The 19,650-nt window shown below is 57.5% G+C and carries 14 protein-coding genes and 2 pseudogenes; 5 read left to right on the top strand and 11 right to left on the bottom strand.

Annotated elements, in window-relative coordinates:
• Positions 1–10: 10 nt before the first annotated feature.
• The gene (locus BSG17_RS13935; RefSeq protein WP_089825111.1) at positions 11–1,324 is read right to left on the bottom strand and encodes an ABC transporter substrate-binding protein; all 1,314 of its coding nucleotides are present in this window, start codon (positions 1,322–1,324) and stop codon (positions 11–13) included.
• 182 nt (positions 1,325–1,506) lie between these two features.
• Here BSG17_RS13935 and BSG17_RS13930 point away from each other — a divergent pair, with 182 nt between their 5' ends.
• The gene (locus BSG17_RS13930; RefSeq protein WP_089825109.1) at positions 1,507–2,634 is read left to right on the top strand and encodes an ABC transporter ATP-binding protein; all 1,128 of its coding nucleotides are present in this window, start codon (positions 1,507–1,509) and stop codon (positions 2,632–2,634) included.
• A gap of 24 nt (positions 2,635–2,658) precedes the next feature.
• Here the strand turns inward: BSG17_RS13930 and BSG17_RS13925 are convergent, their stop codons facing one another.
• The 7 genes from BSG17_RS13925 to BSG17_RS13895 all read right to left on the bottom strand — a co-directional run bounded on the left by BSG17_RS13925 (position 2,659) and on the right by BSG17_RS13895 (position 12,695).
• Entirely contained in the window at positions 2,659–3,627 is a 969-nt protein-coding gene (locus tag BSG17_RS13925) for an IclR family transcriptional regulator domain-containing protein (RefSeq protein ID WP_089825107.1), read from the bottom strand.
• 192 nt (positions 3,628–3,819) lie between these two features.
• Positions 3,820–4,902 (bottom strand): glycerol dehydrogenase, encoded by a 1,083-nt coding sequence (locus BSG17_RS13920; protein WP_089825339.1) that lies wholly within the window; start codon positions 4,900–4,902, stop codon positions 3,820–3,822.
• Positions 4,903–5,153: 251 nt separating this feature from the next.
• Positions 5,154–6,503 (bottom strand): ABC transporter substrate-binding protein, encoded by a 1,350-nt coding sequence (locus BSG17_RS13915; protein ID WP_170864811.1) that lies wholly within the window; start codon positions 6,501–6,503, stop codon positions 5,154–5,156.
• A 48-nt stretch (positions 6,504–6,551) separates the two neighbouring features.
• Positions 6,552–8,426, bottom strand: coding sequence for a GH39 family glycosyl hydrolase (locus BSG17_RS13910; protein WP_089825103.1), 1,875 nt, complete (start codon positions 8,424–8,426; stop codon positions 6,552–6,554).
• 147 nt (positions 8,427–8,573) lie between these two features.
• Positions 8,574–9,794 (bottom strand): mandelate racemase/muconate lactonizing enzyme family protein, encoded by a 1,221-nt coding sequence (locus BSG17_RS13905; protein ID WP_089825337.1) that lies wholly within the window; start codon positions 9,792–9,794, stop codon positions 8,574–8,576.
• 182 nt (positions 9,795–9,976) lie between these two features.
• Entirely contained in the window at positions 9,977–10,741 is a 765-nt protein-coding gene (locus tag BSG17_RS13900; protein WP_089825101.1) for an IclR family transcriptional regulator, read from the bottom strand.
• Positions 10,742–11,360: 619 nt separating this feature from the next.
• A complete protein-coding gene (locus BSG17_RS13895) occupies positions 11,361–12,695 on the bottom strand; it encodes a nickel pincer cofactor-dependent isomerase, group 22 (protein WP_089825099.1) in 1,335 nt (444 codons plus the stop codon).
• Between the two features lie 135 nt (positions 12,696–12,830).
• Between BSG17_RS13895 and xacF the strand changes: the two genes are divergently transcribed.
• On the top strand, positions 12,831–14,282 hold the full coding sequence (gene xacF, locus BSG17_RS13890) for a 2,5-dioxovalerate dehydrogenase (protein ID WP_089825097.1): 1,452 nt from the start codon (positions 12,831–12,833) through the stop codon (positions 14,280–14,282).
• A 105-nt stretch (positions 14,283–14,387) separates the two neighbouring features.
• On the opposite strand, the gene BSG17_RS13885 is transcribed toward xacF, so the two are convergent.
• Both BSG17_RS13885 and BSG17_RS13880 read right to left on the bottom strand, forming a co-directional pair.
• Positions 14,388–15,227 carry an NAD-dependent epimerase/dehydratase family protein gene (locus BSG17_RS13885; protein ID WP_089825095.1) on the bottom strand — a complete coding sequence of 280 codons (840 nt, stop codon included), beginning with the start codon at positions 15,225–15,227 and terminating at the stop codon, positions 14,388–14,390.
• 187 nt (positions 15,228–15,414) lie between these two features.
• Positions 15,415–16,551: a mandelate racemase/muconate lactonizing enzyme family protein gene (locus BSG17_RS13880; RefSeq protein ID WP_089825093.1), complete on the bottom strand. Its 1,137-nt coding sequence runs from the start codon at positions 16,549–16,551 to the stop codon at positions 15,415–15,417.
• Between the two features lie 137 nt (positions 16,552–16,688).
• Here BSG17_RS13880 and BSG17_RS13875 point away from each other — a divergent pair, with 137 nt between their 5' ends.
• On the top strand, positions 16,689–17,627 hold the full coding sequence (locus BSG17_RS13875) for a dihydrodipicolinate synthase family protein (RefSeq protein ID WP_089825091.1): 939 nt from the start codon (positions 16,689–16,691) through the stop codon (positions 17,625–17,627).
• Between the two features lie 72 nt (positions 17,628–17,699).
• On the opposite strand, the pseudogene BSG17_RS28605 reads toward BSG17_RS13875, so the two are convergent.
• Positions 17,700–18,043 (bottom strand): annotated as a pseudogene (locus BSG17_RS28605) (enolase C-terminal domain-like protein); the annotation flags it as partial.
• Between the two features lie 606 nt (positions 18,044–18,649).
• On the opposite strand from BSG17_RS28605, the gene BSG17_RS13865 reads away from it, so the two are divergent.
• Positions 18,650–18,889, top strand: a complete 240-nt coding sequence (locus tag BSG17_RS13865) for a hypothetical protein (RefSeq protein WP_211609144.1) — start codon at positions 18,650–18,652, stop codon at positions 18,887–18,889.
• A 540-nt stretch (positions 18,890–19,429) separates the two neighbouring features.
• A pseudogene (locus BSG17_RS13860) lies at positions 19,430–19,650 on the top strand (ISH3 family transposase); the annotation flags it as partial.

The raw sequence follows: 19,650 nt of genomic DNA, 5'->3' as shown, positions 1-19,650 counted from the left end.
CTCCGTCCCGTCACCCCTGCAGGTTCTTCGTCACTTCGTTGGCCGCTTGTTTCATCGCTTTCGCTGGATCGAGCTGACCGGAGTAGACCTGTGATATCGCCTGGTTCACGGGTCGCTTGTAGTTCTCGTTGTTCTTCGTGCTCGGCATGTACGAGAGTTGGCCGTCCTGCGCCATCTCCGAGAACGTCGAGAGCGTCTTGTTCCAGACAGTCGCACTCTGTAGTTCGTCGGAGTTGAGAGTCTGCTTCGCAGCGGGGAGGTGACCGGCGTCCGTCCCCCAGGTGAGACTGTTCTGCGTCAGCCACTCGGCTGCTTTCACGGCGGCTTCCTTGTTCTTCCCGCTGTTCGGAACACCGAGCGTGTGACTGTTCGCCCACGTCCGCTTCTGGGTCTGTTCGGGAGCGACGAACGGTTTCGTCATGCCCCAGTCGTAGTCTTGCTGCTGGAGCACGCCGAAGTACCACGTCCCGTTGATGGTCATCGCCATGTCACCAGTGCGGAACGCTTTGGTGCCTCGGTCCATCGTCGCGTCGGCTTTGTCCCAACCCCACTTGTTGGTGATGTCGTGGTAGAACTGCGCTAACGCGGTTCCGTCCTCGCCGCCGAACATCGCCTTCGTCTTGTCTTCGTTGAGGAACTGTCCACCACGTCCCTGTTGCCACGCGATGAACTGCCGGACGTAGTACGCGTTGTACGGGTCGGGGCTGAACGCTAGTTTGTCGGTCTCTGACTCGATTGTATTCGCTACCTGCTTCAACTCCTCGAAGGACGTCGGCGGACTCTCCGGGTCCAAGCCGGCTTCCCTGAAGATATCCTTGTTGTAGTAGAGACCGTTCGGATGCGTGTCCAGTGGGAGTGCGAGTCGGTCGCCGTCGAACTCCGTTTCCTTCCAGATCGACTCGACGTACGCGCTGGACGTGCCGTCGCTGACGAGGTCGCCGAGCGGTTGCAGCGCGTCGACGAACCGTTGAATCTCGGTCGTGTGGAACACCGCGAGGTCCGGCGCGTTCCCTCCGGTCATCGAGGTGAACAGCTTGTCGTAGTACTCCTCGAACGGTTGCCGCTGGCGCTTGATCTGGATGCTGTCGTGTTCCTCGTTGAACTGGTCGACGAGGCTTTTCATCGCTTCACCGTCGCCTCCGGAGAAGAGCGTCCAGTACTGAAGCGTGGTCGTGCCGTCAGATCCACCGCCTGCGCTCGTGCCGTTACCGGATCCACCGTCACCCCCAGTACAGCCTGCGAGTCCAGCAATCCCTGCCGCGCCAGCTAGTTTCATGAAACTACGTCTACTCGACGGAGTCACTGCTTGCTGCTTGCGAGCCATCAACAGATACCACTGTGAACCACGTTCTTAATAGTTTTTGTCACTGTTTGTCATGTTTTCACTCTCCGCTGTGATAGCCAAGTGACCACGAATTACGCCGCCGCAACCGACATCTCCGCAAATATCATAATCATTAGGGAAAAGCATATATGGGATATGATGAAAACATGACTCGGTAGCACATGAGCAGAGTAACCTTTAACGACGTGAAGAAGATGTACGGGGACGTCCTCGCCGTCGAAGACGTCAACTTAGAGATCGACGACGGTGAGTTCGTCTCACTCCTCGGGCCGTCCGGGTCGGGGAAATCGACGGTCCTGCGGATGATTGCCGGACTCGAGAGCATCTCCAGTGGTGAGATTAGTATCGGTGACCGCGTCATCAACGACGTACAGCCACAGAATCGTGGTATCGCCATGGTGTTCCAGAACTACGCGCTCTACCCCCACATGACGGTCCGTGACAACATGTCGTACGGACTGCGACTGACGACGGACCTCTCGAAGGACGCTATCCAGCAACGTGTCGAGGAAGCAGCGACCATGCTCGGAATCGAAGACCATCTGGACAAGAAGCCGGCGAACCTTTCTGGTGGCCAACAACAACGTGTCGCCACCGGTCGCGCCATCGTTCGCGAACCCGAGGTCTTCCTGATGGACGAGCCGCTGTCGAACCTCGACGCGAAACTCAAGATGCACATGCGAACCGAACTCCAGCGGATTCACGACGACCTCGGTACGACCACGATTTACGTCACGCACGATCAAGAGGAGGCGATGACGATGTCCGACCGAATCGTCATCCTCGCCGAGGGGCATATCCAGCAGGTAGGAGCCCCCGAAGAGATCTACAACCAACCGACGAACTTGTTCGTCGCGGAGTTCATCGGAAGCCCTGCGATGAACCTCTTCGATGTCGTCTTGGAGGGGTCATCACTCAGTGGAGACGGGTTCGAGTACGCCATTTCGAAGAAACTGGGCGACGAGGTACGCCAATCGACGACCTCGTCGAATCTTGTTCTCGGTGTTCGTCCTGAAGACATCAGCATCACAGACACTCGAAGCGAAGATTCGATCGAAGCGATGGTCGACGTCGTCGAACCTGTCGGGAGCGACAACTACATCTACGCCACCGTTCAGGGCCAAGAGGTCACGGTTCGCGTCCCTGCGAGCGTAAAACCGACCGTCGGGGAGACAGTGTACATCACCTTCGACGAGGCCGATATGCACCTATTCGACGCAGAGTCGGGCCAAAACGTATTCGATCACGTGGCACAGGCCGACAGTCCTGTAGTCGAGTCAACGTCGTAGTTCCGCGAGAATACCGTAGTTCTTCTATTCGACGTATATCGAGTTGAGTTCGATGACGTTCGCCGTCCCTTTGACGAGCTCTGGTATCTGGTGTTCGAATCGTTCCCCCTGCATCCGACTCTTCGGAGCCGCCACGCTGACCGAACCGTAGAGTGGGCTGTTCTCGCTGGTGACCGATGCAGCGATACATCGCATCCCTGGTTTGGCCTCTTCCAGGTCGACGGCGTATCCTCGCTCTCGGGTTTCGTCCAGTTCAGCGAGGAGTTCGTCTAGGTCGGTGATCGTGTGCTCTGTGTACTGTTCGAGTCCGTGTCGCTCTACGATTACCCGGACACGCTCGTCCGGAAGTTCGGCGAGAATCGACTTCCCGAGGCCGCTGCAGTGCATCGGTTCGCGTAGACCTGTCTCGTGGGACGTCCGAATGGCTTCGTCCCCGTGAGCCTTGTAGAGAAGCACGTTCTGTCCGTGCTCCATCACGCTGAAAAGGGCGAGTTCGCCGCTTTCGGCAGCCAGTTTGTCCAACTCTTCAGCGACGATGTCGAAGATGCCCGTGTTGTACTTCACTCGCTCTCCGATGTCGAGGAACTTCAGACCGTTCTGGTACTGATTATCCCGTTTGACGACGTACTTCGCCTGTTCAAGTTTGTCAAGGTAAGCAGCAACCGTCACACTCGAGTGGCTGGTCTCCGCTGCGATTTCTTCGGGCGTCGCGGTCTTCATTTCGTTCAGGGCCTCGATTACGTCCACGGTCGGCTCGATGCCGTGAGCACCCTGTGAAACTGAGCGGTAGTACCCGTCGACGTTCACCACACGATCCTGGTTGACCAACGTCGTGAGATGCCGGTGAACGGCGCTCTTCGAGATGTCCAGAGTCTCTGCCAGTTCGGTGACGCCGACCTCGTCACGCTCTTCGAGATAGTCGAGGATCTCGAACGACGTCTCAACTGTTTTCACCGTCCGAGGTTCGTTCCCATCGTCGGGGTCTGTGTCCATGCGTTCACAATGTGTGATTCTCTCACTAATATTTTCTGCTGTCGAGAACAGAGAATCGGCTTATTCACACTAGCGGAACAACCTACACCATTGTTGTGCAGGAGAACGGCAAACTCGAGATTAGTTAGCATTAGTGACAGACAACGAGCGACTCACAGCTTTAGACCTGTAACGTCCTCTTCGGAAGAGGAGCTATTCCACGACCGAATCAAGGGCCAGCAAGGCATCTGCGACGCGCTCGGGTGTGATTTCGAGGGGTTCGTTCTCCATCGGCCCGTCAGGATTACACGCGATGCGACCGGCCCGAAGTAAGTCCTCTCGAGTGGGGGACGTGACACCGATCGCTGCAAGCGAGACTGGCAGACCTACCGACCGCGCAAAGGACACGAGGTCGCGAACGGTGTCATCGGGCTCTCCTTCGAGCAGTAACTGCGTCAAGAGACCAATCATCACTTTCTCGCCGTGTGTCGCCCCGGATGCCGCTGAGAGACGAGTTAATCCGTCATGAATTGCGTGAGCTGCTGCCAACCCCCCGTTTTCGAAGCCGAGACCACTTAACAGGATGATCGCCTCGATGACTGCTTCAACACTTTCGGTGACGGTATCAGCCTTGACGGCGCGAACAGCCCCTTCGGCGTGGTCTCGGAGCAGTCTGTGACAGGTTTCTGCAAGTGCCTTCCCCGTGTAGGTGGGGCGGTCACCGAAGACAGTCGTACCCCCACTCTCCCACGCCGTCTTGGCTTCATACCACGTTGCGAGGGCATCACCAATTCCCGAAACGAACCATCGCGTCGGTGCTTGGGCGATGATTCGAGAGTCGACCAGGACGAAATCCGGATGGAACTCGTGCTGTTCTGCCGTTTCCCAGACGCCGTCGTTCCCGTACACGATAGAGAGACTGCTCGTGGGTGAATCAGTCGACGCAACCGTCGGAACAGAGCCGAACGCGACCCCGCTCCGAGCACAGACCGACTTCGCGGTGTCGATCGTTTTCCCACCCCCGACGCCGACGACGATTTCGACACCTGATTCTGATGCGATTTCGGTGAGTCGGTCGATCTCTTCGGTCGTACACTCACCACTGAAAAACGCGTGCTGGAACGTCCCGTCGACGGCGTCGAAACTGGACTGAATCTGTTCTCCCACGATATCCCAGACGTCACTATCAGCGACGACGAGCGTCGAGTCACCGTGCTGTTTCGACAACCGGCCGAGGTCTCCGAGAGCACCTGCCGCCTGGATATATCGGGCGGGTGAGGCAAACGTTCGAGGCATACAATCTGGTATCGATGCTAACCTGAATAAACTTTCCAAATAATTACTGGCTGCGGTCAACTGATGCTGAGTCGAACTGTCGCCACAGATCGAAGCACTGACTCGGATCATCACCATGTGGACAGACACACGAGCCATTGTCGGCTATGTTCTGCTCGCCACGGTCGCGTGGTTCCGTCGATGGCGTCCGTGGTGATTTCACATTCGCTCGGTTCAGCTCTAACTCGTTCGGTCAAATTCAAACCCGGCTTTCACCCCTGGAGGTTTGCAGTGACCTTATCAGCGGCCTGTGTGACTGCCTCCTCGGGATCGAGCTGATGTGAGTACACCTGCTCCATCGCCGATGTGACCGGTCGTTTCCAGTCCTCGTTGTTTTCGAGGGACGGTTCGAACAGCAGTTGGTCGTCCTGTGCGATCTCGTAGAACGTGCTGAGCGTCCGGTCCCAAACGGGGGCCGATTCGAGCGCCCCCGAGTCGTACACCGACTGACTTGCAGGCAGGTGACCGGCCTTCGTCCCCCAAATCTCTCCCTGTTGCGTCAACCACTGTGCCGCTTCGAGCGCAGCCTGGAACTTCGCATCCGACTGCTTCTGTTGTTGCGGCAAGACGAGCTGGTGGCTTCCTGCGCGGGTGAACTTGGCTGTCGCCTCCGGGTTGACGAACGGTTTCGTGAGTCCCCACTCGAAGTCGAGACTGTTAACGACGCCGTAGAACCACGTGCCGTTGATAATCATCGCAACGTCACCGGCGCGGAAGCCTTTGATTCCTCGATTGTCGGAGGAATCGGGTTTGTCCCAGCCGTACTTTCCGGGGACGTCAGCGTGGAACTGCGAGACGAGACGACCGACGTCAGAGTCGAATGCAGCGGCCGACCTGTCGTCCGTGAGGAGGTTTCCACCGCTCGATTTGAGGAACGCGTAGAACGATCGGTAGTACAATCGCCCATACGGTTCAGGGTTGAACGCCAGCTTGTCGGTGTTCTCGGTGATGGCGTTTGCCGCCTCTTTGAGTTCGCTAAAGTTTGTCGGCGGTTTTTCCGGGTCGAGACTCGCTTCTTTGAAGATGTCTTTGTTGTAGTACATTCCATTGACGAACGTATCCAATGGAAGTCCGTACTTCTTCCCGTCGAGCTTCGTCCGATCCCAGATCGAGGACACGTACTTCTCGTTAGCTCCCCCATCTAGGTGCTCTTCGATTGGCACGATTGCGTCTTGGAACCGCCGCTGTTGGCTCGCGTGCATCACAGCGAGGTCGGGGGCGTCACCACTTGTCGCGGAAGTGAACAATTTGTCGTAGTACTCGTCGTAGGGTTGTCGTTCCCGCTGAATCTGAATACTGTCGTGTTCCTCGTTGAATTTCCCGACCAGCGTCTTCATCGCTGCGCCGTCGCCGCCGGAGAAGAGCGTCCAGTAGGTGAGCTTCGTCGGTTCCGAGTTTGACGAGCCTCCGGTCGTTGCGCCGCCGGTACCCTCACCACTCGGTTGACCACCGGTACAGCCCGCAAGTCCGACGATGCCTGCTGCCCCCGCTGCCTTCAGAAAGCGACGTCTATTCACCGACTCTTGGCTGTGAGACTCACAACCGTGGTTGTTGCTAACCATCGTTAGCCTCATTCTAGCGCCCCATGATAAGTGTTTTCATACCCTGCATTACTTGTTCCAGTGGATGAGATCCGACCGCTCACCCTTCCGCCCCCAGTAATCGACCGTTCGAACGCTGTAGTACAGGTCTTCTACTCCCGCTGGTACAGTCGTGTCGAGGAACGCAGAACAGAGCGTGTCTCCGTAGTTCACACGCTCGAACGGGCCGTCAGGAGACTCACTACGCAGTACCTCGTACGTTCGGATGTTCCGAGATTCGACGCCCTCCCACGAGACCATCACCTGCCCTCCGACCGAATTCAACCCGCGGTAGGCGTTGGTCCGAAGCCCATTCACGGTGGGTGGTTCGCTCGTCGGCTTTTGAGTTAGCAAGACGAGGCTCACTCCTGGGAGCGGCAGGTCGAACGAAAGGTCAACGGTCCCGTCTTCGACGACGAGCTGTTGAGGAGTCTCGACGAGTGGGAGTTCGTGATGCTTCCGCAGCTGGCCGAGTTCCTCGTCTGTCGGTATCTCGCGATCACGGTTGACCTCTTCGCTGACCTGGTAGTGGTCACAGAAAGTCTCCTCCCACACTCGATACGGGTTTCCGTGGTCTTCGTCCAGACGGTACTGGACGAGTGCCGCTTCCTCGAAGGGGACTCCGTCGAGCGTGAGGTCGATGGACGCTGTGCCCGAAGAAGACGGACGATCTCGACCGTGTGAGGCCAAGACTGCGACTTGTTCCCCGTCGCGCGCTGTCGCGATGACGTCGACGTCGTCGTGCACGTCATCCCGGGCCACTGAGAGTCTCTCGTCACCGAGCAGCGAGAGAAGGACCATCGTGTTGTAGATGGGTTTCTTGACGAACTCGAACGTGTCGAGCCGTGGTCTGACTTGAGCTCGGTTCGGGTCAGTCTCCGCGTGAGACGCACCAAACCGCGTTAGCAGTGTCCGTTGTCCCCAGGTACCGATGAAGCCATGGTCGTTACTCAGGAGCTCGTAGCGGTAGTCGGTCCCGTCGATGATGTGGTCGAGATGCTGGGAGATCATCTTACAGGCAATCGCCGGGTACTGTGGTTGTGCACGCCAGGTGTGTGTGTCGGCCCAGCCGACCTGCGGGTCACATTCGTTGTTCATGAACGGCTTCGTGGCGAGCTCGGGATGGTGCTCTTCGACGTACTCCATCGTGTGAATCTCACGTTCGCAGATTCCCTCCGTATCGGGCGTGAAATCCTCGGGGTGGTGTGTCGCCCCCTTCTCGTGCACCGAGATAAAATCGATCCGGACACCCTCTTCGCCAGTGAAGTAGTTCGTCCCCTCATCACAGTGTGCGACGAGGTCTTTGAACACACGGGACAGCAGTTTCGCGGTCCCGGGACCACCGAACCGCAACGCATCGTTGGCTTCATTGAGGCCCTCCGAACAGGCGTCGTAGTAGTTACAGAATGCATCCGTGTTCCGAGCGAACCCGAACTGGTCCCAGCCACTGATGTGAGAGAGGTCAGGTTCGTTCCACGTCTCGAAGCACCACGTCTCCACCTCGCTTTCACCGTATCTGTCCATCAAGTGGTCCGCTAAATCTCGCACCATCCGCTTCCACGCGTGAAGCTGGTCGTCGTCACAGAAATCGGTGAACCAGTTCGACGGATTACCCATCAGCTCGAAGAACGGCTTCAGCCCGTTCCCTACCAGCACGTCGAGTGCATCGTCCAGGTCCGTCCAGTCGTAAGTCGGTTCGGTGAGCATTGGATCGTCAACCCGAACGAGATCGAGCAAGTAGTGGACGCGGACGTGAGTGACGCCATCGTGGGGAATCGCCCCGACGTACGTCATCGCCTGAACCGTGTCGTCGTTGAGGAGAAGCCTCGCGGGCGTAAACCCGGTACTTTGCCAGAAGTGGGGAAACGACCCCACCGAGCTATCACAGTCTATTGAGATGTGCATGAGTGTCTGTAGCCCTCTTACAGCAATTCTCGATTGGGGTTTCTATAGTTACCGGTCAGGGAAATTGTTCTGGGGCAACGCGGTTTCGAATTCCTACGCAACGGCGCGCACGGCCGACACGCCAGCAGAACGAAGTGCCTTATCCGGTCACTCGTAGTGGAACTCCGTCCACGGTCCGTCGATGAACGAATACTCTTCGACGACAGCGAGGTCGATCTCTACGCCGAGACCTGGCCCATCGGGGACCGAAAATCGCCCACCGGAAAGATCGAGGTCATCTTTGAGAATCTCAGTCGCCAACGGGTACGAGTACGAAGCAGAGCTCTCATCGATCAGAAACGTGGGGCATTGGAAGTACATCTCGTTCGGAGTCGCGGCGAGGAGGTGAGCGTTCGTGACGAGCCCGAGGAGCGAACCGAAATTGTGTGTCGTGAAGGCGAGGTCCAACTCGGCACACCGCTTGGCCACCCGCAGACAACCGGTATAGCCCTCGTGGTACGGCGTGTCGACCTGTACAAAATCAACGGCGCCAGATTCGGCGAGTGCTATCAGCGACTGTACCGACTCTTCGTTTTCGCCTCCCGCGAGTGGGGCGTTTGTCGTCTCGGCCAGTATCTTGTATTCTTCGTACCTCCCCGGTGCCACGGGTTCCTCAACCCAGTACACACCGTGGTCCTGGAAGTCCGCGACGAGATCCTGTACCGTCGCTACGTCGTAGGATTCGCCTCCCTCCCACCAGAGGTGACAGTCGACCATGATATCCATCTCGTCTCCGACTGTCTCGACGAGTTCCGCCAAGACGTGGCGATCAGTCTCTACGCCGAATCCAGCACGGTACTTGAAGGCACCAAACCCTAGTTCGCTCATCCGCGTTGCCTGCTCGACTAGTTCGTCAGGGGGGAGGTACTGCCCACCGCTTGCATACAACGAAAGGTCAGGAGTCACGCCCTCTTCTTCTGTCAACAGTTCGTAGATCGGAGCACCCGCACGCTTCCCGGCGATATCGTACAGTGCGACGTCGATCGCCGCGACGAGCTGTGACTTCAGGAACCCGGGAAGGGTGATGTCCGAGAGCGACTCCCGTGCACCCTCGATGTCGTCGGGATTCGCGCCTCGAAGCGTCGGCGCTACTACCGTGTTGATCAGGTTGACGACGTGCTCCAAGGTCGGTTCTTCGTAATGCTGGCCCAGCATAGACGGACTAGCCCCAGCAGGAGCGTATCCCACTTCTCCGTCCGCTGTCTCGAATTTAACGAGCACCATATCCCGCTTGATCGTCCGCTGGTAGCCGTCTGGAAACTGGCGCTCCAGAGGAGGATCCAACGGCGATGAGAGACCGTAAGCCGTTATTTCACGAATATCCGTCATCGGCAGTATCATCGATTGGGTGGAATAAATAGGTTTGTTCGGACAGAGAAATGAATCGTCTCCAAACATTCAGTACTGCGATGGCTTCGTTGGAACTGCTGGGAGCGTTGACAAGCCGCCCTAACAGTTCTCGGAGGTACAGACCGAGTCACACAGTAGCCGTTCGCGAGACGTGGATGGCGTCAGGAGAATTTGACGTTGACCTCGATGACGTTCGCAGACCGCTGAAGCACCGCGAGCAGTTCCTCTCGGATCCGTTCGTCCGTCATCCTACTCGATGGTCCCGTGATACTCAGTGCTCCGAGTATCGTATCTCCTTTCCCCTCGATCGGGACACCGATGCATCGGACGCCGGTGATGTTTTCCTCGTCGTCGATGGTGTACCCTCGCTCACGCACCTGAACCAACTCCTCATGGAAGCGCTCTCGGTCGGTGATCGTGTTCGGGGTTTTCCGGGGGAGCCCGTAGACGTCGAGGATCGAATCGACCTTGTCCCGCGGCATCTCGCTGAGAATCGCTTTCCCGAGAGATGTAGAATGCATGTCTCCCCGTCGCCCGATGGAAGAACTGGTGCGGACGGCGTTCTTCCCTTCCGCTTTTGCGAGGTAGATAATCTTCCCGTGCTCGTCCGTCGCGAACTGTGCGATTTCACCAGTCTCGTCGGCCAGACGGGTGAGTTCCTCTTCGATAACGTCGTACTGTCCGAACGTATCCTTGACATGTTCGGCGATTTCGAGAAACTGCAAACTGAGCCTGTACTGACCAGCGTCGCTGACGACGTATCCACAGTCGGCCAGCGTCACGAGATGAGCGTGGACCGCACTCTTCGACATCTCGAGTTCATTCGCGAGTGCCGTAACGCCGATCGAGTTCACCTCCCGGAGTGCATCGATGATGGAGCAAGCCGTCTGGACGGCCTCCACGCGTCTCGTTTCACTCGGTAGCATAGGTAAGTAGTTCCTGCATTCAAAGATAAGCTTTGTCCTCGTCTCACGGACAGAGCGTCACGCCGAGTCGAGCTACGCAACCAACGGGTCTCAATTGGTTCTGGAACGGATCCGAACCGCAGTCGAACTGCTGAAAACTCACTGGACCGAGATCAGCCACTCGTCCACGCCTCGCGAACGCTTGCGATACTCCCCGTCGTCCACGCCCGATACTCAGGAAAAATCCGTAAGAACGAGTCGTCCGACATCTCTCGAATGTGGACAGCCGAGCAGAAATGTGGGCATACGCATACGAGCGGATAGAGAGAAGAAGCATAGGAATCGAAGCGGGACTTTGTAGCCCGGTGTGGGATCCCATTACAGTCATAGAGGTGTAATCTTTCGAGTGCTATTTCGAGCAAGATCGTTACACCAATAGCTATGTAACGATACTCTACGACAGAGTCTGCTGTCGTGGAGGCGGTCAGAGATCTACTGTCCTTGTCTCGCGAACAGTGTTATTTGGTGTACCGGGTAGTCCAATGCCTCTCGCGATGGCGGCAACTCTGGAATGTGAAAAGGCAACACCAGCCGCACCTGTGAGGTTACAACCCCTTCGACAACTACCGACACCGGACGGCTACGTCTCGTGTGGAGTCGGGGCGGTGAAGTCTCCGGCTTCGAAGTCGATCGGCTTCGGGTCACTGAGAACTCGCAGGTCGTCACGGGTTCGTGCTTCATCGACCAAAGCCTCGGAAGCGTAGAGTCGGTCCAGTCGCATGGTGTCTGTCACCCGAAGGACGCGCGCATCGGCCGCCCCGACAACCCCGAGCGTCGAGAGAGCGGCGACGAGCCCGGCACGGTCGGACTCGACGACAGGAGGGAGTCGAACCCCTCGAATCGTACTCGCTGTAATCGCGTTTATTACCGTCGTCGAACTGTCAAGCGCAGCCGCGACGTCCCGGTGGACGAAGTCGGCCGAGCCCATCCCCATCGCGTTTCCGTGGGTTGTTGCCGTCAGACTCCGGGTGAAGATGCGCTTGATTCTCGGAGACTCCGGTTCGGGCTCGTTGATCGCGAATGGGCGACGGCCGATGACGTTCGTATCCAGCCCTTGGCCGCTGATGTCCTTCCCCTGTCGGTCGACGACGAGCACGTCGAGTTCCTCGTAGGGGAGCGTTGGCATGATATCGTAGGCGAGGTCGAGGAGTTCGGCTTCACGGCTCAGAAAGCCCTCCGGCGAGATTCCCTCGATGTGGTGGGTGTCGTCGTACTGGTCCTCGACGATCGCGACGCCGCCGACGATGGGGAGTTCCGCCAGCAACTGTTCGGTAATTTCCGGGATCATGTTCCGAAAGCTCCAGTCGACTGCCCACTCGTGGGCGACCTTTGCCCCCCGTTGCTTCCCCATCCCGATGACGAGCATCTTCGAAAGGCCGCTTTCGACCGTGCCATCGAAGTCCGTGTGGGGTTTGATACGGTTGACGACCACGATGCCATCGGCGGCGACGGCGTTGGCATCAGCCACGACCGGGACATTCTGGTCAGCGGTCGTACCCACTTCGACGACATCCATGCTCGACCGAATCTCACAGCCGATCGCCTCCTCGTCGACTCCGAGTTCTGCTAACATCTCCCGTTGACCCTCGCCAGTTGCACCACCGTGGCTCCCCATCGCGGGGAAGACGAAGGGCTCGTATCCCAGGTGCCGGAGCTGCTCGACGACACTGCTGACGATGGCTTGGAGATTGGCGATTCCACGACTGCCCACTCCGACAGCCACTTCCCCGCTGTCTGGAACCTCGTCGAACGAAAGGCTCTGTACCGCATCTCTCGTCCGCTTGGAGATGACATCTGCTGGGATTGGATCAGTGTCCCATACCTGTTCGATGAGCCCCATCGCGGGCAAGTCGACCGTACCACAGGCTTCGAGAACTGTTTCTTCATCGACAACGAGCTCTGTGAGAGAGTCCATAGCGAGAGAGAACCGGTATCAGGCGATATAATTTGGGGTCTGACCGGGGGAGAGGGGTAGTGACGAATTCGTCGATTTCGGTGAGTTGTCTCCAGCACAAGCTTTGTATCATAGCATTGTGAACGGTAGTCGTACATGGCCACAGAGTACGCCAATTACATCAACGGTGAGTGGGTCGAATCAGCAACCGGTGCGTCGTTCGCTGTCACGAACCCCGCGAGTGTCGACGAGATCGTTAGCTATCACCCAGCATCGACGAAAGCTGACGTCGAGGACGCAGTCGACGCGTCGGTTGCTGCACAGGACGAGTGGGCACACACACCGGGACCGAGCCGTGGTTCGGTGCTCCGTGAGACGGGAGAGCTCCTCGCTGCCCGTAAAGGAGAGGCGACGGAAACACTCGTCCGCGAAGAAGGGAAGACTCGCTCAGAGGCCGCTGGGGAGGTTCAGCGGGCGATTGACATCTTCCACTACTACGCAGAGAAGTGTCGTGACCTCGGTGGGACTGTCAAACCGGCGAGTGCTTCCGAGATGGACCTGTATACGAAGCGCGAGCCACTCGGAACCGTCGCGCTGATCACGCCGTGGAACTACCCTATTGCAATCCCCGCTTGGAAGCTTGCACCAGCCCTCGCTGCGGGTAATACGGTAGTCCTCAAGCCCGCATCCGAAGCACCGAACGCTTCACGAATCCTGCTGGAATGTCTCGATGAAGCAGGCCTTCCGAAGGGTGTCGCGAACCTCGTGACGGGCTCCGGCTCCGAGGTCGGCGCACCGCTCACCGAATCTGACGACATCGACGGCCTCTCGTTCACCGGGAGCACGGGGGTCGGAACTGCCGTCGCACAGACTGCCGCCGAAGACCTGACCCGCGTTCAGTGCGAGATGGGCGGGAAGAACCCGACCATCGTGATGCCAAGTGCCGACATCGAGCAAGCCGCTGAACTGGTCGGTGCGGGCGCGTTCGGAACTACGGGACAGTCCTGCACTGCAACCTCCCGAGCGATCGTGCACGAATCAGTATACGATGAGTTCGTCGACGCCATCACCGGCTACGCAGAGTCACTCGAAGTCGGTCCTGGCCTCGAAGACCCGGACGTGGGACCACACGTCTCCGACAGTGAACTCGCCTCGACGCTTGAGTACGTCACGATTGGCCAAGACGAAGGTGCGACGCTCGAAACTGGTGGGATCCGACTCACGGGCAACGATTACGAGAGGGGCAACTACGTGCCACCAACGGTCTTTGTCGACGTGAAAAACGATATGCGTATCGCACAAGAGGAGATTTTCGGGCCGGTGCTCGCCGTCATCGAGGCCAGAGACTTCGAGGATGCGATTTCGACGGCCAACGACGTCGACTTCGGACTCGCTGCGAGCATTGTCACGCAGAATCTGAGCGAAGCAAACCGCTTCGTCGACGAGATCGACGCCGGTGTCGCAAAGGTGAACGACAAGACGACAGGATTGGAGCTCCACGTCCCGTTCGGTGGCTACAAGGGGTCGTCGACGAACACCTATCGCGAGCAGGGTGACGCGGGACTCGACTTCTTCTCGTCGATTAAAACGGTGTACAAGAGTTACTGAGCGTCTGAAACCTCCCTCGACTCTAGTCGTGCTATAGCAATTGAGCGGGAAGGAGAGCCACTTACCGCACGAACGCCGAAAGATTCGGTGACGAGAACTGCACTATTACTGAGGTGGGCTGTCCCACTCTTCGCCGTCATCTTGCGGGTCGTAGCCGATGCGTGCTCGCGCATGCTCTAAGTCGAACCAGCGACGGTGATTGTCGCTGACCCCACTGAAGATGCCGAACTCGACGTTATCGTCGGCGAGACAGCAGTCGATCTGATGCGCGAAGTCGCGGCGCGATTGCCACATTCCTTTCATTCTGGCGACCTGCTCGGCGTACTCCTCACTGCCTCGTTTGAACTCACCCGCTTCGACTCCCAGCTCTGCATCTCCATACGGATGGTCGTACTCGGGCATCCGCACGCTACAGACTCGGAGTGCGTAGAACTGCTTGGGATACTCATAGCTCTCGACGTAGTACCGTCCGATATCTTCTCCGAAGCTCTTCGAGGTCCCGTAGAAGGAATCTGGACGAACAGGGTCGGTGTGGTCGAGGACCAGCTCGTGGTCTGGGTAGTAAATGTCCGGTGCGAACTCCTCTTCGTACATACCCATCACGTGATTCGAGGAGATGAAGACGAACGTCTCGACCTCTGCCCGACGAGCCGCCTCCAGTGCATTGTACATCCCGATGATGTTGGACTCGAAGATTTCGGGCCACGTTCCGTCCGTGTACGGATATGCGGCCATGTGGACCACCGCATCTTGTCCTTCTGATGCGGCCGACAGCGTACCGAACTCCCCAATATCAGCGACAATCGTGTCGTAGCCACCATAGGTGTGTTCGTCCGGGCGGTCAGACCGATCGTAGTACGTGAAGTCGTACTCTTGACGGTCGTGAAGGTGGTCGATAACTGCAGTTCCGCACCGGCCGTATACGCCGGTCATTAACACATCCATACGCAGCCACTGCACAGGTCATCTATTTAACTGTGATTTCAGAGTGGTTGTCACTAACTAACACTGAACGTGCGGCTCTCGACACTGTACCCGGAGATGTTCTTCCGATGGCACTCGAGAGATGTAATCTTCAGCTGATGCAGGACGCAATCCGCTAACAGGAGAAACGAGAAGAAAGAAAGCCGGGTCAGCGATCGGCTCGGTATTTCTCGATGGCCGCTTCGTCGACTGTGATACCCAGTCCAGGCTCTTGCGGGACGTCCAGCGAACCGTCACTTGGGTCGAAGGGGTCGACCAAGATTTCGTGTCTGAGTGGGTTGTCGCTCTGATCGAATTCGACCATCATCGGCTCCGGTACGTGCCGGGTGTGAGGGTAGTCGGAGACGCTTGCGGCGAACTGAATCGCTGCTGCGAGGCCGACACCGCTGTTCCAGATGTGCGGTCTAACACCCACGTTCTCGGTCGTCGCCAGCTTGGCAATCGCCCGTGCCTCGGAGAACCCTCCACACCGCGCGAGGTTCGGCTGGACGATGTCGACCAGACGGTCGTCGATGAGTCGTTTGAACGCGAAGCGACCAAAGTGGGCCTCTCCGGCGGCGATGGGGACGTTCACACGCTCTTTCAACTCTCGATATCCCGTGAGGTTCTCGGGGGGAACCGGTTCCTCGACCCAGGTGATGTCGTACTCCTCTATTGCGTTCACCGTCCGAACTGCCTGGTCAGGACGGTAGTTCCCGTTGATGTCGACCATCAGGTCGGCGTCGTCGCCGAGAATTTCACGAGCCACCCGAACCCGCTCGATGTCCGCTTCGACACCGCTACCGATCTTGATTTTCGCGGCGGTGAACCCCGCCTGAACAGCCTCGCGGATGGGTTCCTCGATGCTTCGACCGTCCTCCCTGAAATACATCGTGGATGCGTAGGGTGTGAGCGAAGAACGAGTCGTGCCTCCCAAGAGTTTGTACACCGGTTGGTCGACAGTCTTACCGATGATGTCCCAGCAGGCGATGTCGATGGCGCTGACAGCGCACTGCACGAACACACTGCCGCCGAAGTGGTAGGGGTCGGTGTACGACTGGACCGCCAACGATTCGACGTCGAACGGGTCCATTCCAACGACTTCGTCGTGGAATAGCTCCTCGATCGTCGCTTCGGCGATGGGACCAGGGGCGAACGCCTCGCCCCACCCAACTACTCCCGTGTCGGTTTCGAGTCGGAGGAGCGTCGTTCCATGGGTGTGACCGAAACCCCTGGCGTCACCTACTCCGTCTCCATTGGGTAGTGTATGCACTACCGGAATCGTCTCGAGATCTACGATTTCCATGCACTGACGCTTCACGTCCCAACTATTATAATTTGTGTTGCTCACAGTCCGTGCCCCCGAGAGCCACTTTGTACCGATTGAACCCCGATATTGACCCGAGCGATAGGTTTTAATACTGTGACAGAGATCCTCATCCAATGCCACTGTCAGCAGCTGATGTCCAGGCACGTCTACGTGACGTTGCGGTTGGATTATTGACACCGTTCGACGACGAGTTGGCAGTCGAACACTGGAAGATCGCCGAGAACGCCCAACGCCTCTACGACGACGGTATCCGCACGTTCCTCGCAGCGGCGAATATCAGCGAATACCATTCTCTCTCACAACAAGAGCGAATCGAAGTGACCAAAACGAGCGTCGGGGCACTCCCTTCAGACGCGTGTGTTCTCGCCGGTGTCGGCGGAAGTACACCTGAAGCGAAAACGCTTCTCCGGGCGTACGACGAGATCGGGGTGGACGCGATGATGGTTATGCCGCCAGATCACACGTACGTCCACGAACAGGGGATTCTCGACTACTACAGAAAGCTCGATACTGCCACAGAGACTCCACTCGTTCCATACGTTCGTGGGTTCGACCCATCCGTGGAGTTTCTCGCAGACCTCACACGCATCGACGGCGTCGTCGGGGTCAAATACGCACTCGAAGACGGGGTGAAACTGGGTCAGGGAATTGCCGCCGGTGACGACGACGTGGTGTGGATCAACGGGCTCGCGGAACCGCTCGCCGTCTCGTTCTGGAACGAGGGAATCGAGGGATTCTCCGCAGGAGTGAGCAATTTCCGTCCTGAAATCGGAATCGAACTCTTCGATGCACTGTCTGCAGAGGATTGGGAACGTGCTCGGAAACTGCGTAACGCCTGTCTGCCGTTTCAGAACTTCCGCGAGGGTACCGGTGAGCACAACGACCTCGGCGGAGCAGTAAGTGTCCCGGCCGTCAAGAAAGGGCTTGAATTAGCAGGACTCCACGGTGGGGAGGTCCGAGAACCGATTCGTCCACTCTCGGAAGCGGACGAAGAGCGTGCCATCGCGCTGTACGAGCAACTCGACGACGACATTCACCAGTTGATTAGATGACGGTAGAGCCGAGGACAGAGCGACCTGCAGTTCTCAGTTCTGTTAGTCGGTTGACCGAGCACGAAGCCGTACTCACCGTGATTCCGTGTCGTAGTGGAACTCTGTCCACGGGTCCTCGATAAACGGATAGTCGGAAATCACGTCGAAGTTCACGTCGATGCCGAGCCCGGATCGGTTCGAGAGCGTGAGGACGCCATCATCGAGGTCGGTTCGCTCTCGATGAGATCGAACGCGAGGTCGAACGGATACATCCCTGGATCCCTGTCAACGTGAGAGGTGAGGAGTGGGTCGCGTTCGAAGACGGGGTACTCCAGCAGCTCCACTTCTGGGGCGGCGGCAACGAGCTGGGCGTTCGCCACCAGTCCAACCCACGTCCCGAAGTTGTGCGGAACGAATTCGATATCGCGACCGCGGCAGTACTTATAATCGATTTAAATAGCTAAACTGGATCCTAATACTCCCTAACCCGTAATCGCCCCCGGCTACTCCTCAAAGAATCACCGAGTTTATTGTAGCTACACCGTGTCAATTGAGACGACAGAAAATCTAAGAAAATATGTCTAATTAGACTCATTCGGGCTGCAAGCGATCCAAAGAACATACTGCTGAGTTACAAACTCACCATCCGCGAGTCCTTCTTTGGGTGTCCCGAGTAGACGAACGTACAGCTAGTACGTGCGGCCGCGACAGCGATTGAAAGTTCAAAAAAGAGCGCCAACGAACTCGGACCACTCGAATCAGGCTACGCGTTGAGATGCTTGTTAACAGTCGACGTAGCCATTGCCACCGATCCCGACGTAGCTGTTCCGGTGATAGTGACGTTCAAGGCCGGACAGGCTGCATCGCCGAGTGTGAATACTTCTGCGATTGAGTCTACTACATACCCTTCTAAGTGCAGCACGCAAATCCTGTCGCCTTCTCCCACTTACAGATGGGCGCTCAGCTGGCGAGCGTACCAGCAGCAGCAAGCCTTCGAATAAATGGGATTAATGATGAGCACGTCGATGGAGGCGGTTTGCGGAATGAACCCGGTCTGGGACGTCCTCGGGACTCTCCTCGCCTCGGCTGTCATCGCTGAGGGGTATCTCGCCGTTCGGGACGACCTCACCAGCACAGAGGTTAACGACAACTCACAGGATGAGATGGCGAGTCCGACCGACCCTGAGAGCTCCAAACCACCGGCGGAAGTCCCACACTCAGTCGGGGTCACCAATCCAGAGCCTCAGCCGCAGGCTCGCGTATTGGACCACCGCGAGCGCTAGGGCCGAACGTATCGGACCTATCCGAGTGACGATTTGCAGCAGAATCAAGCGTACTGACGACCGGGACGGTAGAGCCAGAATTATTTGGAACCGTGGTCGTGGTACGAGACCTATACTCGATGACCGAAAACGAGGGCTACCGTCCGCTACTCGATGAAGCGTTACACGATCTGGTTGAAGAGCGACATTTTCTACAGTTGTGATTGAGCCTCCAAAGCGCGTCGCATCACTCTTGTCGCCCCCGACCGCCACACGAGATTACGCGGGGGTAGCTCAACACCGACGAATTCGGCGCGGATGAACGGTCCTCATCATGGAAAACGATTAGATCGGTCTATACACGCTCTCGAACGCTCTCCCGTGCGGATTCACACCCATGGTGATAACTTCCGAGCAGTCTTACGACTAACCGAGGAGAAAGACAATGACCAACTTTCGCTAGTTGTCCGCTCTGGCTCAACAGCCCAGTAGCTGACACGGTGTAGGAATGAAGCGGATGAATCAGGTCACTGATTCACCCGCTGTCCGGATATACTCGTGATGAACGTCCCCTTGCTCAAGGAAGTTCTCACAGATCCGGACGAATTCCTTTCGAACGCCCAGTTGAAGTCTCTTGCCCTGGAGGTACTGGAGTTGATTCCGATGGGAGGGATCGAGGGCTCCGGCCTCGATCCCGAGGAGATCATGGAAGTCGTGCTTCGGGCAGCTGTTGGAACAACATCGGTCAACGGGGTCACGACGAATACGAGTGACACACCGAA

Source organism: Halogranum amylolyticum (assembly GCF_900110465.1).
Taxonomy (GTDB): Archaea; Halobacteriota; Halobacteria; order Halobacteriales; family Haloferacaceae; genus Halogranum; species Halogranum amylolyticum.
This window is presented reverse-complemented; position numbering and strand designations above follow the sequence as displayed.

Excerpts from the sequence above, each read along its gene's own strand:
- BSG17_RS13865 (WP_211609144.1), top strand. The coding sequence starts at position 18,650 with ATGAACCCGGTCTGGGACGTCCTCGGGACTCTCCTCGCCTCGGCTGTC.
- BSG17_RS13930 (WP_089825109.1), top strand. The coding sequence starts at position 1,507 with ATGAGCAGAGTAACCTTTAACGACGTGAAGAAGATGTACGGGGACGTC.
- BSG17_RS13905 (WP_089825337.1), bottom strand. The coding sequence starts at position 9,794 with ATGACGGATATTCGTGAAATAACGGCTTACGGTCTCTCATCGCCGTTG.
- BSG17_RS13910 (WP_089825103.1), bottom strand. The coding sequence starts at position 8,426 with ATGCACATCTCAATAGACTGTGATAGCTCGGTGGGGTCGTTTCCCCAC.
- xacF (WP_089825097.1), top strand. The coding sequence starts at position 12,831 with ATGGCCACAGAGTACGCCAATTACATCAACGGTGAGTGGGTCGAATCA.
- BSG17_RS13900 (WP_089825101.1), bottom strand. The coding sequence starts at position 10,741 with ATGCTACCGAGTGAAACGAGACGCGTGGAGGCCGTCCAGACGGCTTGC.
- BSG17_RS13880 (WP_089825093.1), bottom strand. The coding sequence starts at position 16,551 with ATGGAAATCGTAGATCTCGAGACGATTCCGGTAGTGCATACACTACCC.
- BSG17_RS13895 (WP_089825099.1), bottom strand. The coding sequence starts at position 12,695 with ATGGACTCTCTCACAGAGCTCGTTGTCGATGAAGAAACAGTTCTCGAA.
- BSG17_RS13875 (WP_089825091.1), top strand. The coding sequence starts at position 16,689 with ATGCCACTGTCAGCAGCTGATGTCCAGGCACGTCTACGTGACGTTGCG.
- BSG17_RS13885 (WP_089825095.1), bottom strand. The coding sequence starts at position 15,227 with ATGGATGTGTTAATGACCGGCGTATACGGCCGGTGCGGAACTGCAGTT.
- BSG17_RS13915 (WP_170864811.1), bottom strand. The coding sequence starts at position 6,503 with ATGGTTAGCAACAACCACGGTTGTGAGTCTCACAGCCAAGAGTCGGTG.
- BSG17_RS13925 (WP_089825107.1), bottom strand. The coding sequence starts at position 3,627 with ATGGACACAGACCCCGACGATGGGAACGAACCTCGGACGGTGAAAACA.
- BSG17_RS13920 (WP_089825339.1), bottom strand. The coding sequence starts at position 4,902 with ATGCCTCGAACGTTTGCCTCACCCGCCCGATATATCCAGGCGGCAGGT.
- BSG17_RS13935 (WP_089825111.1), bottom strand. The coding sequence starts at position 1,324 with ATGGCTCGCAAGCAGCAAGCAGTGACTCCGTCGAGTAGACGTAGTTTC.